At 71.3% G+C, this 14006-nt stretch carries 14 protein-coding genes; 6 read left to right on the top strand and 8 right to left on the bottom strand.

Features of this window, described 5'->3' with window-relative positions:
• Nucleotides 1–32 precede the first annotated feature (32 nt).
• The 5 genes from ABZW17_RS39630 to ABZW17_RS39610 all read left to right on the top strand — a co-directional run bounded on the left by ABZW17_RS39630 (nucleotide 33) and on the right by ABZW17_RS39610 (nucleotide 5434).
• The gene (locus tag ABZW17_RS39630) at nucleotides 33–1601 is read left to right on the top strand and encodes an amino acid permease (RefSeq protein ID WP_354825920.1); all 1569 of its coding nucleotides are present in this window, start codon (nucleotides 33–35) and stop codon (nucleotides 1599–1601) included.
• Nucleotides 1602–1609: 8 nt separating this feature from the next.
• Nucleotides 1610–3268: a choline dehydrogenase gene (betA, locus tag ABZW17_RS39625; protein ID WP_354825916.1), complete on the top strand. Its 1659-nt coding sequence runs from the start codon at nucleotides 1610–1612 to the stop codon at nucleotides 3266–3268.
• Nucleotides 3269–3451: 183 nt separating this feature from the next.
• Nucleotides 3452–3772, top strand: a complete 321-nt coding sequence (locus tag ABZW17_RS39620) for a bifunctional 3-phenylpropionate/cinnamic acid dioxygenase ferredoxin subunit (RefSeq protein WP_354825913.1) — start codon at nucleotides 3452–3454, stop codon at nucleotides 3770–3772.
• Nucleotides 3769–4899 carry an FAD-dependent oxidoreductase gene (locus tag ABZW17_RS39615; RefSeq protein ID WP_354825910.1) on the top strand — a complete coding sequence of 377 codons (1131 nt, stop codon included), beginning with the start codon at nucleotides 3769–3771 and terminating at the stop codon, nucleotides 4897–4899. Before ABZW17_RS39620 ends, ABZW17_RS39615 begins: the two co-directional genes overlap by 4 nt.
• 37 nt (nucleotides 4900–4936) lie before the next feature.
• Entirely contained in the window at nucleotides 4937–5434 is a 498-nt protein-coding gene (locus ABZW17_RS39610; RefSeq protein WP_354825908.1) for a putative immunity protein, read from the top strand.
• On the opposite strand, the gene ABZW17_RS39605 is transcribed toward ABZW17_RS39610, so the two are convergent.
• From ABZW17_RS39605 to pdhA, 7 genes are all read right to left on the bottom strand, one after another.
• A complete protein-coding gene (locus ABZW17_RS39605) occupies nucleotides 5424–6293 on the bottom strand; it encodes a hypothetical protein (protein WP_354825905.1) in 870 nt (289 codons plus the stop codon). The two genes, ABZW17_RS39610 and ABZW17_RS39605, sit on opposite strands and share 11 nt — an antisense overlap.
• The gene (locus ABZW17_RS39600) at nucleotides 6290–6835 is read right to left on the bottom strand and encodes a hypothetical protein (RefSeq protein ID WP_354825903.1); all 546 of its coding nucleotides are present in this window, start codon (nucleotides 6833–6835) and stop codon (nucleotides 6290–6292) included. Before ABZW17_RS39600 ends, ABZW17_RS39605 begins: the two co-directional genes overlap by 4 nt.
• Nucleotides 6836–6922: 87 nt before the next feature.
• On the bottom strand, nucleotides 6923–7897 hold the full coding sequence (locus tag ABZW17_RS39595; protein WP_354825900.1) for a hypothetical protein: 975 nt from the start codon (nucleotides 7895–7897) through the stop codon (nucleotides 6923–6925).
• Nucleotides 7894–8442: a hypothetical protein gene (locus tag ABZW17_RS39590; RefSeq protein WP_354825898.1), complete on the bottom strand. Its 549-nt coding sequence runs from the start codon at nucleotides 8440–8442 to the stop codon at nucleotides 7894–7896. Before ABZW17_RS39590 ends, ABZW17_RS39595 begins: the two co-directional genes overlap by 4 nt.
• A 55-nt stretch (nucleotides 8443–8497) precedes the next feature.
• Nucleotides 8498–9679 carry a dihydrolipoamide acetyltransferase family protein gene (locus ABZW17_RS39585; RefSeq protein ID WP_354825895.1) on the bottom strand — a complete coding sequence of 394 codons (1182 nt, stop codon included), beginning with the start codon at nucleotides 9677–9679 and terminating at the stop codon, nucleotides 8498–8500.
• On the bottom strand, nucleotides 9672–10667 hold the full coding sequence (locus tag ABZW17_RS39580) for an alpha-ketoacid dehydrogenase subunit beta (RefSeq protein ID WP_354825892.1): 996 nt from the start codon (nucleotides 10665–10667) through the stop codon (nucleotides 9672–9674). The genes ABZW17_RS39585 and ABZW17_RS39580 overlap by 8 nt, the downstream gene beginning before the upstream one ends.
• Nucleotides 10667–11737 (bottom strand): pyruvate dehydrogenase (acetyl-transferring) E1 component subunit alpha, encoded by a 1071-nt coding sequence (pdhA, locus tag ABZW17_RS39575; protein WP_354825889.1) that lies wholly within the window; start codon nucleotides 11735–11737, stop codon nucleotides 10667–10669. Before pdhA ends, ABZW17_RS39580 begins: the two co-directional genes overlap by 1 nt.
• A 134-nt stretch (nucleotides 11738–11871) precedes the next feature.
• Between pdhA and ABZW17_RS39570 the strand changes: the two genes are divergently transcribed.
• Nucleotides 11872–12348, top strand: coding sequence for an Lrp/AsnC family transcriptional regulator (locus tag ABZW17_RS39570; RefSeq protein WP_354825967.1), 477 nt, complete (start codon nucleotides 11872–11874; stop codon nucleotides 12346–12348).
• A 4-nt stretch (nucleotides 12349–12352) separates the two neighbouring features.
• Here the strand turns inward: ABZW17_RS39570 and ABZW17_RS39565 are convergent, their stop codons facing one another.
• Nucleotides 12353–13585 (bottom strand): pentapeptide repeat-containing protein, encoded by a 1233-nt coding sequence (locus tag ABZW17_RS39565; RefSeq protein WP_354825887.1) that lies wholly within the window; start codon nucleotides 13583–13585, stop codon nucleotides 12353–12355.
• Nucleotides 13586–14006 lie beyond the last annotated feature (421 nt).

The raw sequence follows: 14006 nt of genomic DNA, 5'->3' as shown, positions 1-14006 counted from the left end.
TTTCCCTCCCCCACCACGTGAGGACGCACGCGATGACCACTCAGGAAATACCGGCGGGCGGGGGGCCTGCTGCCGACGACTCCTCCGAACTCGAGAAGTTCGGCTACCGCCAGGAACTCGAGCGCTCGCTCGGGTCGTTCTCCAGTTTCGCCGCCGGCTTCAGCTACATCTCCATCCTGACCGGCGTGTTCCAGCTCTTCTTCTTCGGCTTCGGGTCGGGGGGCCCGGCGTTCATCTGGACCTGGCCCCTGGTCTTCATCGGCCAGCTCGCCGTCGCGCTCTGCTTCGCCGAACTGGCCGGGCAGTTCCCGCTCGCCGGCTCGGTTTACCAGTGGGCCAAGCAGATCGCCAAACCGGCGACGTCGTGGCTGGCCGGCTGGATCATGATCATCGGCGCGATCGTCACGGCGGCGGCCGTCGCGGTGGCCTACCAGATCATCCTGCCGCAGGTCTCGACCGCCTTCCAGATAGTCGGCAGTCCCGACGACGCCGGCCTGACGTCGACGCCCGGCGGCGCGCAGAACGCCATCATCCTGGCCCTGGTGCTGGTCGTGTTCGCCACGATCGTCAACATCATCGGCGTCAAGCTGATGGCGAAGATCAACAACTTCGGCGTCGCGGTCGAGCTCGGCGCGAGCGTCCTGCTGGTGATCGCGCTGGCCATCCACATCAAGCGCGGCCCCGGTCTGGTCTTCGACACGGCCGGCACCGGTGAGGGTCAGTCGTTCGGGTACCTCGGGGCGTTCCTGGTGGCGTCCCTGATGAGCGCGTACGTCTTCTACGGCTTCGACACCGCGGGCTCGCTGGCCGAGGAGACGACCCAGCCGCGGCGGCACGCGCCCCGCGCGATCCTGCGGGCGATCACCGCGGCGTTCATCGTCGGCGGGCTGATCATGCTGTTCGGCATGATGGCCGTCGGCGACCTGAGCGCCAAGGAACTCAGCACGTCCGGCATGCCCTACCTGCTGAAGAGCACCCTCGGCGAGGGGCTCGGCGACGCGTTCCTGATCTGCTCGGCGATCGCCATCACCGTCTGCTGCCTCGCCGTGCAGACCGCGGCGATCCGGATGACCTGGGCGATGGCCCGCGACGGCCGGCTGCCGTTCAGCCGCGCGATGGCGAAGGTGTCGCCGCGGTCGAAGACGCCGGTGCTGCCCGCGCTGCTCACCGGCGGCCTCACCATCGTGGTGCTGCTGATCAACCTCGGCAACCAGCGGGCGTTCTTCATCCTGACCTCGACGGCGATCATCCTGTTCTACATCCCCTACCTGATGGTCACCGGCCCGATGCTGGTGCGCCGCCTGCGCGGGCACTGGCCGCGCCCGGAGCACGGGCCGTACTTCAAGCTGGGCCGCTGGGGCACGCTGGTGAACCTGGTCGCGGTGGTCTACGGCGCCGGGATGACGATCAACCTGATCTGGCCGCGCGCCGAGGTCTACGGCTCCGACCACTGGTACTTCCAGTGGGGCGCGGTGATCGTCACCGCGCTGATCGTGATCATCGGTGCGATCATGCTGTACGTCCGGCGGCGCACGTGGGGCTCGTCCCACACGAGCCCCGAGCACATGCCCGACGCGGCCCCGGATTCCCTGCCCGGCTAGGAGGACGCATGAGTTCCGATACCTACGACTTCGTCATCGTCGGCGGTGGCTCGGCGGGCTGCGCGCTGGCGAACCGGCTCTCGGCCGACCCGGCGAACAAGGTCCTCGTGCTGGAGGCGGGCCGGTCGGACTACAAGTGGGACGTCTTCATCCACATGCCGGCCGCGCTGACGTTCCCGATCGGGTCGAAGTTCTACGACTGGGGCTACCGCAGCGAACCCGAGCCGCACATGAACCGCCGCCGCATCTACCACGCGCGCGGCAAGGTGCTCGGCGGGTCCTCCAGCATCAACGGGATGATCTTCCAGCGCGGCAACCCGATGGACTACGAGCGCTGGGGCGCCGACCCCGGGATGTCCACTTGGGACTACGCGCACTGCCTGCCGTACTTCAACCGGATGGAGAACTGCCTCGCGGATCCGCCGGACGGCAGGTGGCGCGGGCACGACGGGCCCCTCGAACTGGAACGCGGCCCGGCGTCGAACCCGTTGTTCCAGGCGTTCTTCGACGCCGCCGAGCAGGCGGGCTACCCGCGCACCGACGACGTCAACGGCTACCGGCAGGAGGGCTTCGCGGCCTTCGACCGCAACGTCCGAAAAGGACGGCGGCTGTCCGCGGCGGGAGCCTATTTGCACCCGGTGCTGGACCGGCCCAACCTGACGGTGAAGACACACGCGTTCGTGTCGCAGATCCTGTTCGACGGCACGCGCGCGGTCGGCGTCGAGTACGAGCAGGGCCGCGGCGCCCCGGCCGAGGTGTACGGCAAGGAGATCGTCCTCTGCGGCGGCGCGATCAACAGCCCGCAGCTGCTGCAGCTCTCCGGCGTCGGGAACGCCGCGGAGCTGGAGAAGCTCGGCATCGACGTCGTCAAGGACCTGCCGGGCGTCGGCGAGAACCTCCAGGATCACCTGGAGGTGTACATCCAGTACGCCTGCAAGCAGCCGGTGTCGATGCAGCCGTCGCTGGCGAAGTGGAAGCGGCCCTACATCGGCGCGCAGTGGCTGTTCCTGCGCTCCGGGCCGGCCGCCACCAACCACTTCGAGGGCGGCGGGTTCGTCCGGTCCAACGACGAGGTGAAGTACCCGAACCTGATGTTCCACTTCCTGCCGGTGGCGATCCGCTACGACGGTTCGGCGCCCACGGAAGGGCACGGCTACCAGGTGCACGTCGGCCCGATGTACGCCGACACCCGCGGCTCGGTGAAGATCACCTCGACCGACCCGCGGCAGCACCCGGCCATCAAGTTCAACTACCTGTCGACCGAGACCGACCGGAAGGAATGGGTCGAGGCCGTGCGGGTGGCGCGGAAGATCCTCAACCAGAACGCGCTGGACCCGTACAACGGCGGGGAGATCTCGCCGGGGCCGTCGGTGGAGACGGACGAGGAGATCCTCGACTGGGTCGCCAAGGACGCCGAGACCGCGCTGCACCCGTCGTGCACGACGAAGATGGGCGTGGACGACATGGCCGTCGTCGACCCGCAGACCATGCGGGTGCACGGCACCGACGGCCTGCGCGTGGTCGACGCGTCGGTGATGCCCTACATCACCAACGGCAACATCTACGCCCCGGTGATGATGACCGCCGAGAAGGCCGCCGACCTGATCCTCGGCAACACCCCGCTCGCCCCGATCAAGACGCCGTTCTACCGGCACGGGGAGAACTAGCTCCCGTGTCGTCGCGCCCGTGCCGCCATCCTCGGTACGGGCGCGTCGGCGCGCCCGGGATACCCGTTATCGGGTAACAAAAACTACCCGGGCGTACCCCCTTGACGGCGTCCTCCGCGAGACTCAGACTTTGTTGCGTATCACAGTTGATGTTCCCCCATGCGCAACATTCTCGGAGGCGTCATGATTCGCGCGTGCACGGTGGACGAGCTGCCCCCCGGTGAGTCGGTCCGGCTGCCCGGGCCGCCCGCGATCGCGGTGTTCCGCACCGAGGACGGCGAGCTGTACGCCATCGGCGACACGTGCACCCACCAGGACGCCTCCCTGGCCGACGGCTGGCTCGAGGGCTGCTTCGTCGAGTGCCCGCTGCACGCGGCCCTGTTCGACCTGCGCACGGGCCGGCCGACCTGCCTGCCGGCGAAGGACCCGGTGCGCACGTACGCCGTGGTCGTCACCGAAGGCGTCATCTATGTCCAGGACGCGGCGGACGAGGACGCCGCGTGAAGCGCATCGCGGTCGTCGGCGCGTCGCTCGCCGGGGTCCGCGCGGCGCAGGAGCTGCGCGCGCAGGGGTACGACGGCGGGATCGTGCTGATCGGCGCGGAACCGCACCTGCCCTACGACCGGCCGCCGCTGTCCAAGGGCTTCCTGGCCGGGACAGCGTCGCGGGAGTCGCTGGACCTCCTCGACACGAGTGACCTGGCTTCGCTGGCCCTGGACTTCCGGCTGGGCGTCGAGGCCACGGCGCTGGAGCCGGCCAACCGCCGCGTGGTGCTGTCGGACGGCACGTCGGTCCACGCGGACGGCGTGGTGCTCGCCACCGGCGGCCGGGCGCGCACGCTGCCGGGTTTCGAGGGCGCTTTCGTGCTGCGAACGGTCGACGACGCTCTTGCGCTGCGCGCCGCCTTGCTCCCGGGGGCGCGCGTGGTCGTGGTCGGGGCCGGGTTCATCGGGGCCGAGGTGGCCTCGACGTGCCGTTCGCTGGGCCTCGACGTGGTCGTCCTCGAGGCGCTGGAGGCGCCGTTGGCGCCGGTGCTGGGGCCGGCGCTGGCCGGGGTGTGCGCCCGGCTGCACCGCGACCACGGCACGGACCTGCGCTGCGGCGTCCAGGTCGCGGGCTTGTCCCCGGCCGGCGTCTCCCTGGCGTCCGGTGAGGTGGTCCCGGCCGACGTGGTGGTGACGGGCGTCGGGATGACCCCGGCGACGGCGTGGCTGGCCGGGTCCGGTTTGAAGGTCGGCAACGGCGTGCACACGGACGAGGGACTGGTCACCTCGCTGCCGTCCGTGGTCGCGGTGGGCGACGTGGCCCGGTACGGCGGACGGCGGCACGAGCACTGGACGAACGCGTCCGAGCAGGCGCCGGTCGCGGTGGCCAACCTGCTGGCCGGGCACACCACGCGCACCTACGTTCCCAGCGGTTACGTGTGGTCGGACCAGTATTCGGGGACACTGCAGCTGGCCGGCCACCCCCGCCCGGACGACACGCTGACGTTCGTCGAGGGCGACGCTTCGTCCCCGTCGTTCGCGGCGACGTTCACCCGCGACGGCGTGACGGTCGGGGTGTGCGCGTGGAACAACGCGAAGCTGTTCAACCGGCTGCGCCGGCCGCTCCGCCAGGCCGCCGCGGTCTGAAGTCTCAACCGGGCTTTCAAGGATACGCTTCAGGGGTATGGAGCTGAGCCTCGACGAACTCCGGGCCCTGACGCGCTGGGCGGCAGCGTGCGCGGCCCGGGTCCTGCCGTTGATCCCGGACGACCCCCGCCCAGCGGCGGCGATCACGGCGGCGCGCGAGTTCGCCGCGGGAGGCCCGCGAACGAAGGCCCTCCGCACGGCCGCATGGAGCGCACTGGCGGCCGCGGCCGAGGCCACCGACCCCGCCGCCTCAGCCGCGGCCCGCGCAGCGGTCGGCGCGGCCGGAGCGGCGTACTTGCACCCGGTGGAGTCACCGCACCAGGTGAAGCACATCGTCGGCCCGGCCCAGCAGGCGGCGTTGGCGCGCGAGCTGGCGGGCGGTTCCGCGGCGGCGGAGATCGCGTGGGCGTTGTCGGAGGTTCCGCCGGAGGTGCGGGGGATCCTGCGGAAGTTTCCGGAGGGGAAGCCGGGCAAGAGCCGCCCGGGTGAACTGCACCGGCAGCTGGAATCCGCCCTGCGTTCGGCTAACCGCTGATCTCCGGGGCCTTCTTGTCCCGAAGCATGGTGCGGACCGCGCGGACGACGTCGTCGATGCTCGACGGCGGCAGCTTGACCTGCCGGTCGGGATGGCGCTCGTCGGAGATGCCGAAGACGATCCGGCTCCGATCGCCGCTGGCGACGACCAGCTGGAACTCGTGCAGCAGCACCTTTTCGAACCGGCCGCCCGCCCCGTTCACGGGCAGGGTGCCGCCGTCCCGGATCGCCGTCAGGACCGCGACCACGTCCGCGTAGTGGTACTCGTGCGTCTCCTCCTGGAACAGCCCGGCGACGCGCAGGTCGATCACGCAGCGGTACAGGGCCAGGTGGTAGTCGGTCGGGCAGAGCGCCAGGACGGCGTACCGCGAGAACCGCCAGACCCCGTCACCGCCGACCGTCGCGCGGGACGTCGGAACCGGCCCGGTGACGACGAGCGGCTCGCGCGGCACCGAACCGGCTCCGGGCTCGGCCAACGGGTCCCAGTCCGCGGGCGCCAGCTCGAGGTCTTCGACGGTCAGGTCGAGCCGCTCCATCGCGCGCCGCCGGACCTTGGCGAGCTCGTGGTCGCGGATCTTGTCGATGATCACGTCCCGCGGCTTGGGCAGCGCCGCCTCGCAGGCGTCGCGGTAGGCCTCGTACAGCGGGAGGCCGCGCACCAAGCCGGCCCCACCGAGTGCGATGACGACGATCCCGAGCAGCCACGGACCGGCGACGGTGATCAGCACACCGAGCACGACCACCGCCGCACCGCCACCGGCGTACAGCCAGATGCGGTTCCGTTCCTCCGCGCCGGGCACCCGCGCGAAATAGCGGTCGACGAGCTCGCGGCGGTCGTCGGCGGCCTCGGACAGCGTCATCGTCCGGCCTCCCATCCCCGGTGCGCGGCCGCGAGCAGCTGCCACACCCGGTTCTCGGGGGCGCTGAGGTGGTCGACGATCCGCCGGAGCTGCTCCGGATCGGCAGCGGCCACGAGCGCGGGCACGAGGTCGGGGAGGGCGCCGCCCCGCTGCCAGCCCCGGCCCCGGTCTTCGTCGATCAGCAGCAGGAGGATCCGCGCGTGCGGCAGGAGCACCACACGCCGGAGACAGTCGCGGACGGCGGTCAGCTCGCCGTTCGACCTGACCCGGTGCGGCCGCCGGCCGCGCAGGAGCGCGAGGGCGAAGAGGAAGTCCAGCTCGGGGTCCGCGGCCGTCCGGCGCGCCTGCCCGAGCTGCGCCACGGCCGTCTCGTAGTCCTTGCGGTCCAGCGCCCGGACCCCTTCGGCCAGGTAATCGGGCTCGGCCGGCCCGTGGTGGTGCACCTCCCCCAGGTAGACGTCCCCGACGCGGCCGGCCTGGACGATATTGCCGTGCACGGTCCCGCTCACGGTGTTGCGGGTGGTCTCCCCGGGCTCTTCCATGGCCCTACAGTCGCCGGGGCACCCGGCGATGTTCCGTGGCCGGCGCGGCGGTACCCGAATTCAGCCGAACGGCCGAACGACTGAGCGTCAGAGCGCGAGATCGTCCAAATCGGACTCAAGCCGCGCCCGCCAGGTCCACCTACGCTCCCCCGTATCCACGCCCTCCGCAGGCGGTGGCCCCAACGGCAACGCCGGGTCCGTCACCCCGAACGTCACCCGGTACGCCAGCACCGACGCCGCCGTCCGGATCCACGCGTCTCCCGTTGTCCCCGACGGCGGGGCCACGCCCAGCGCGTTGCCGAACCACATCGGCAGGAGCGCGCTCGACCCCAGTGCGTCCGTGATCCGCGTTCGCAGCCGGACCTGCAGGTCGTGCCATGCCCGCTCGGCGCGCTCCAGCTGGGGCACCACCCGGGCCTCGACCGCGTCCGCCTCGCGCACCGCCAGGCGGGCCGTCTCCGCCGACGCCGTGGCCGCCGGGATCTCCTCGTCCAGCAACGTCCGGCGGCGGGTCGACAACGCCCGCAACGACGACTCCGCGTCCCCGCGCCCGCGAGAACCACGGTCCGTCGACGCCAGGACGCGCACCACCTCCAGCAGGTCGGCGTCGCACCGGGAAAGCGCCGACCCCACCGAATCCAGGTGCGCGATCTCCTCCGCGTACCGGGCCCGCTGCTCCTTCGTCACCAGTTCCTTGTGCAGGTCGTCCCACCGCGCCGCCTCCGCCGCGAGGGCGCGCGTCTCCGGGCCGACGTCGTCGAGGTCCGCCTGCGGTACTCCGTCGGCGACGCGGACCGCGCGCTCCAGAACCCTGACCTGCTGCTGCAGGCGCTCCAGCTGTCTGCCGAGACGTTCGATCCGGTCGTCCTCGCGGTCCGGGACGCCGCTCTCGAGCCGCTCGGTCAGGTCGGCGACGTCCTGGCCCAGGCGGTCGTCGGCGGCGCGCAGGCCGTCCACCGCCGCGAACAGCTCGTCGAGGTCGCGGCGTGCCGGATCCACCGGCTCGGCGTACTCCTGCGTGAACTCCGGGTCGTCGCCGTAGGTCGCGTAGCCGTGGCTCACGGGATCCGGCTTTCCCGCCACAGCAGCGCGATCGTGCCCGCGACGCCCAGCGCCGCCGCGATCGTGCAGCCGGCCGCCGCCGGCCACGGCAGCAGCGCGCCCACCAGCACCAGCGCCGTGACGCTGCCGGCCCACGCCGCCCGCGTCCGCTCGCGGATCACCGCGGCGGCCCGGCGGACCGGGGCGAACCCGATCCACGACCCCGCGCCGAACAGCGGCACCAGCACCAGCAGCCACACCGGCGAAAGCACCTCGAACAACACCAGCGCCGCGGCCACCAGCGGCACCAGCACGGGCGCGGCCGCGAACCAGACGACCGCGCGCTGGGTCGCCGCGTGCCGGGACTCCAGTTCGGCGTCGGCGAGCCGCCGCTTCGCCTCGTCGAACGCCTGCTCGGCGTCGAGCAGGCGGTGGGCCGTCGCCACCAGCTCGTCCATCGCCTCGACGTCGCCGGGCGGGGGCGCGAGCCCGTCCCGCAGGTCCTGCTTGAGCCGGGCGACGCGCCCCTCCGCCAGGTCGCGGTCGTGCTGCGCCGGAGTCGTCACGCGACCACTTTAAGTGCGACCGCCGTCACCACCGGCCAACGCGGCCGGTGAGTCGTCACAGGTCGCCGAGGGCGGTGACCGGCGACTCCACGCAGTCGGCGACGAACCGCAGGAACCCGCCGGCCGTGCCGCCGTCGCAGACGCGGTGGTCGAAGGCCAGCGTCAGCTCGCAGATCTTGCGGGCCACCAGTGCCCCGTCGACCACCCAGGGCCGGTCGATGATCCGGCCGATGCCGAGGATCGCCGCCTCCGGGTGGTTGATGATCGCGGCCGAGCCGTCGACGCCGAAGACGCCGTAGTTGTTGACCGTGAACGTGCCGCCGGTGAGGTCCGCCGGCGCGAGCCTGCCCTCCCGCGCGGTCCGGGCGCGGTCGCCGATCGCCGCCGACAGGTCCCGCGTCGACAGCGCACCGGCGTCCCGCACGACCGGCACCACCAAGCCGCGGTCGGTCTGCGCGGCGAACCCCAGGTGGATCTCGTCGAGCAGCACGATCTCGTCGCCCTCGACCCGCGAGTTCAGCTCCGGGTACCGGCGAAGGCCCGCGACGGCGAACCGCGCGATCAGCCCGAGCAGGCTCACCGGCCGGTCGGACTTGGCGTTCAGCGCCGCCCGGGCGGCGACGAGCCCGGTCGCGTCGACGTCCACCCACACCGTGGCCTCGGGGATCTCGCGCCGCGAGGTCGTCAGCTTGGCGGCGACGGCCTTGCGCACCCCGGTCAGCGGGATCCGCCTGCCGCCCCCGGCGGGCTTGCGCAGCAGCGCCTCGACGTCGGCGCGGCGGATGATCCCGTCCGGGCCGGTGCCGTCGACCTTCGCCAGGTCGATCCCGTTGTCCGCGGCCAGCTTCCGGACGAACGGCGAGATCACGCCCGGCTGCTTCGGCCGGGTGGGCGGCGTGACGCTCACCGGGCGCCGTGCGCGCTTGCGGCGCGTCGCGGGCGCGGTGCCGTAGCCGATCAGGACGTTGCCGCTCCCGGCCGACGTCGTGACGCCGGGCTCGGCGAACCCGCCGACGCTCAGCAGCGGCGCGCCGACCGGCAGCAGCTGCCCCGGCTCGCCGTGCAGCGCGGACACCACGCCGGCGAAGGGCACCGGCACCTCGACCGCCGCCTTCGCCGTCTCGACCTCGACGACGACCTGGTCGACGTCGACGGTGTCGCCGACCTTGACCCGCCAGTCCACGATCGCCGCCTCGGTCAGGCCTTCGCCGAGGTCCGGCAGCAGGAAGTCAGGCACCGGTCACCACCGGCGTGTCGGCCCACTGCAGGCGCGCGATCGTGTCGAGGATCCGGTCGACGTCCGGCAGCTGGTGGCGCTCGAGCTTCGGCGCCGGGTACGGGATGTCGAGCCCGGTGACCCGCAGGACGGGCGCGTGCAGCTGGTGGAAGCACTGCTCGGTGACGCGCGCGACGACCTCGGCGCCGTAGCCGCCGAAGCCGGCGGCCTCGTGCACGACGACCGCGCGCCCGGTGCGGCGCACCGACGCCGTCACGGTCTCGTCGTCGAACGGCGACAGCGAGCGCAGGTCGACGACCTCGACGTCCCAGCCCTCGGCGGTCGCGGCCTCGGCGGTTTCCAGCGCGGTGGCGACCATCGGGCCGTACGCGATGAGCGTGACGTCCTTGCCGTGCCGCCGGACCACGGCCTGGTCCATGGCCGGCCCGCTGCGCGTGAAGCTGACCTCTTCGCTCGACCAGTAGCGGCACTTCGGCTCGAGGAAGATCACCGGGTCGGGCGACTCGATGGCGTCGCGGAGCAGGTCGTAGGCGTCCTGCGCGGTGCCCGGCGTGACGACGCGCAGGCCCGGCGTGTGCGTGTAGTACGCCTCGCTGGAGTCGCAGTGGTGCTCGACGCCGCCGATGCCGCCGGCGTACGGGATCCGGATGACCATCGGCAGTTCCAGCGCGCCGCGCGTGCGGTTGCGCAGCTTCGCGACGTGCGAGGTGATCTGCTCGAACGCGGGGTAGGCGAAGGCGTCGAACTGCATCTCGACGACCGGGCGGAAGCCGCCCATGGCCATCCCGACGGCGAACCCGACGATGCCGGACTCGGCCAGGGGCGTGTCGAAGCAGCGGTCCTCGCCGAAGTCGGCGGTGATGCCGTCGGTGACGCGGAAGACGCCCCCGAGCGTGCCGACGTCTTCGCCGAACACGAGAACGCGGTCGTCGTCCTTGAGGGCGTCTCGCAGGGCCGCGTTGAGCGCCTGCGCCATGGTGGTCGTCATCAGGCCTCCAGTTCGGCTTCGAGAGCGGCCCGCTGCTGCTGGAGCTGGCGGGTCGGTTCGGCGTAGACGTGGTCGAACAGCGACAGCGGGTCGAGCTCGGGTTCGGCGTTGAGGGTGTCGCGGACGGACTGGGCGAACACCTCGGCTTCTTCCCGGTACCGCGCGATCTCCTGCTCGGTGAGGACGTCACCGAGGTAGGTCTCGAGCCGCTTGAGCGGGTCCGCTTCGCGCCACTTCGCGACTTCGTCGGCGTCGCGGTAGCGGGTGGCGTCGTCGGCGTTGGTGTGAGCGTCGATGCGGTAGGTGTGCGCCTCGACGAGAACGGGTCCACGGCCTTCGCGCGCGTGCTGCACAGCGTCGTCGAGGACGGCCAGGACGGCGACGGCGTCGTTGCCGTCGACCTGCTCCGAGCGCATGCCGTAGCCGATGCCCTTGTACGCCAGCGCTTCGGCGGCGCTCTGCTTCTCGAAGGGCACCGAGATGGCGAAGCGGTTGTTCTGCACGAAGAAGACGACGGGCGCCTTGAAGACGGCCGCGAAGTTGAGCGCTTCGTGGAAGTCGCCTTCGCTGGTGGCGCCGTCCCCGATGAGCGCGAGCGCGACGGCGTCTTCGCCGCGTCGCTGCATCGCGTGCGCCAGGCCGACAGCGTGCAGTGTCTGCGTCGCGAGCGGAGTGCACTGCGGCGCTACGCGCGTCTCGACGGGGTTGTAGCCGCAGTGCGCGTCGCCGCGAAGGAGCGTCAGGACTTCGCCGGGCTTCAGGCCGCGGGCGACGAGGGCGACGGAGTCGCGGTAGGTGGGGAAGAGCCAGTCGTTCGCTTCGAGCGCGAGCGCGGCGGCGACCTGGCAGGCTTCCTGCCCGGCGCTGGACGGGTAGACGGCGAGGCGGCCCTGCTTGGTGAGCGCGGTCGCCTGCACGTCGAACCGGCGGCCCAGGACCATCAGCCGGTAGGCCTCCTTGAGCCGTTCCCCGGCGGGCTCGCGATAGGCGCCGTGCCGGCCGGCACGGCTCCCGTCTTCGGCGACGAACCGCACCGGGGTCGCGGACGGCAACCGGGTCCCAGCGGCCATGACGCACACCACCTCTCGCAGACATATGATGCTGAAATGGTGGTTCTCGGCGGTGTTGTGTTCAAGGGTTGCCGGAAATGAGCGACAAACGGCCTCTCGCTGCGGGTCCCTCGGACCAAACGTCCAGCGGTGTCCTGGCTCACGGCCCGCTGGCAGGACGAACGGTCCCGACCTTGGACGAGGTCGACCGCGCGATGCTGGCGGAGCTGTCCGCGGACGGCCGCCTGGCGGTACGCGCATTGGCGGAGCGCCTGCACATCTCGCGCACGAACGCGTACGCCCGGTTGGAGCGGTTGATGGCGGAGGGGGTGATCACGGGTTTCGGCGCCCGGATCGACCCGCGCCGAGCGGGCCTGGGGACATCGGCGTACATCATGGTGACGGTGGAGCAGACGTCCTGGCGCACGATGGCGACGGACCTGCACGAGATCCCGTACGTGGACCACGTGGCCCTGGTGGGCGGCGACTTCGACATCCTGCTGCTGGTGCGGACGCCGGACAACTCGACGTTGCGGGACGTGGTGCTGGAGCGGCTGCAGGCGCTGGAGGGGGTGCGTTCGACGCGGACCTGGCTGATCTTCGAGGAGCTGCCGGGCTCGGTGCTGAGCTGAGGGGTCAATCGAGATCCTCGTACTCGGGCCGCGGTTTCCACTCCGGCGGCGCGTACGGAACGCCGTCCAGAGTGCAACCCACGAACCGGACGTCCTCACTGAAGGTCACCTCCTTGAAGTCGGTGTCCCCGCCGAACCGGACGTTGAGGAACCAGCCGTCCCTCGCGAAGGTCACCTCCACGAACCGGGCATCGCGCCCGAAGTCCACCCCCGGCAGATAAGCCGCGTCCGAGAACGCTGCACGGGCGAAGTCGGCACGGCCGTCGAACGCGGCCTCGCTGAAGATGACCTTTCCGGCGAACCGGGTCTTCTCGAACCGCGCGTCACGCCGGAACCGCGCACGGCGGAACACCGTCGCCCCCAGGAACGTGGCCTCGTCGAACCTCGCGTCGGCGAGGAACGTGACGCGGTCGAACCGGGTGCTGTCCGAGAACTCCGCTTCCGCGAACCATGCCTCCCCCTCGAAGGTCGCGTCGTCGAACCTCGTGCTTCCCCGGAACCTGATGCCCAGCAGCGACGTCTGCCCGATGAACCTGGCTCGCGCGAAGTTCGCGTTCCGCAACGAACAATCGTGGAACTTCAGATCGATCAAGACGGCTCCGCGGAGATCGAGATCGAGATCCGGCCAGTGCCGTGCCCGGTCGGACCCGGTCGGCGACAGGTGGCCGGTGAGGATCTGTTGCGCGGTCATCCGCACCTCCCGCTCCTCCAAGCAGGCGCGATACCTTTCCCGGTCGGTGTCTTCCTCCGGCGGGTCGTACGGCATGCGCAGGTAGGCACCGATCACGTTCACGATGGTCTGCCGGTGCGCCGGGTTGTCCTGCGCCAGCCGCTCCAGCGCGTAGAGGCCGGCCAGCCGGACCGGCGCCTTCTCCGCACCGAGCTGCTCGACGGCCTTGAGGTAGAGGTCGCTGATCCGCCGCTCCGCGGCATCGTGCCGGGCGTCCTCGTTGGCCTGCTCGCGCAGCAGGAGGTCGTGGCGTTTCGTGGCCAGGTCGTGCTCCGCCGTCTGCTGCCGCCGGGCGGCCAGCAGCAAGGCGATGAACCCGCCCGCACCCAGCACGATCGTGCCCACGGTCCGGACGCTCTCCAGCCGGGCCTTGTCCGCGTCCGTGCCGCGCCCGTAGAGCGACAGCAACACCCAGCACCCCGCCGCGGCAACCAGGAGCAGGGCAACCGCCGAAACGGCGATCGTCCGGTTCGAGAGCAGCCGGTTCGTCCCCTGACCATCCCCCATCCACCCAGGATCGCAGTTCCGCCGGCACATCCGGGAAGTTCACCCGGTCGGCCCCGGGAACCCCCACGCTGCGCAAATGGGCTACACCTGCACCTGCTGCGGCGAGGAACGCTGCGTGATCGGCGGACAGCACCACTTCTTCCGCGCCGAGGAACTCTGGGACAGTCCGGCACCCTGAACCTCAAGACCCACCTGCGCACGCGGCCACCGGGCGAACGGCCGCTGATCGAACTCGAACCGACCGGGCATCCCCTCGCCGAGCTCCTCCGGCACCCCTGACGAACGGGCAGAACCCCTGCCCGCAAGCACCCTTGCCCCGCCGAACCCGGGGAGCTAGACAGAACACCACGTCACCAGGTCGCCGGACGACTCTTATTTTATGTCGAGAAATAACTACCCCGAAACCTATTGACGGCGCCCC

It is taken from the genome of Amycolatopsis sp. NPDC004625 (assembly GCF_040609695.1).
GTDB lineage: Bacteria > Actinomycetota > Actinomycetes > Mycobacteriales > Pseudonocardiaceae > Amycolatopsis.
This window is presented reverse-complemented; position numbering and strand designations above follow the sequence as displayed.

Excerpts from the sequence above, each read along its gene's own strand:
- ABZW17_RS39630 (WP_354825920.1), top strand. The coding sequence starts at position 33 with ATGACCACTCAGGAAATACCGGCGGGCGGGGGGCCTGCTGCCGACGAC.
- betA (WP_354825916.1), top strand. The coding sequence starts at position 1,610 with ATGAGTTCCGATACCTACGACTTCGTCATCGTCGGCGGTGGCTCGGCG.
- ABZW17_RS39620 (WP_354825913.1), top strand. The coding sequence starts at position 3,452 with ATGATTCGCGCGTGCACGGTGGACGAGCTGCCCCCCGGTGAGTCGGTC.
- ABZW17_RS39610 (WP_354825908.1), top strand. The coding sequence starts at position 4,937 with ATGGAGCTGAGCCTCGACGAACTCCGGGCCCTGACGCGCTGGGCGGCA.
- ABZW17_RS39605 (WP_354825905.1), bottom strand. The coding sequence starts at position 6,293 with ATGACGCTGTCCGAGGCCGCCGACGACCGCCGCGAGCTCGTCGACCGC.
- ABZW17_RS39600 (WP_354825903.1), bottom strand. The coding sequence starts at position 6,835 with ATGGAAGAGCCCGGGGAGACCACCCGCAACACCGTGAGCGGGACCGTG.
- ABZW17_RS39580 (WP_354825892.1), bottom strand. The coding sequence starts at position 10,667 with ATGACGACCACCATGGCGCAGGCGCTCAACGCGGCCCTGCGAGACGCC.
- pdhA (WP_354825889.1), bottom strand. The coding sequence starts at position 11,737 with ATGGCCGCTGGGACCCGGTTGCCGTCCGCGACCCCGGTGCGGTTCGTC.
- ABZW17_RS39565 (WP_354825887.1), bottom strand. The coding sequence starts at position 13,585 with ATGGGGGATGGTCAGGGGACGAACCGGCTGCTCTCGAACCGGACGATC.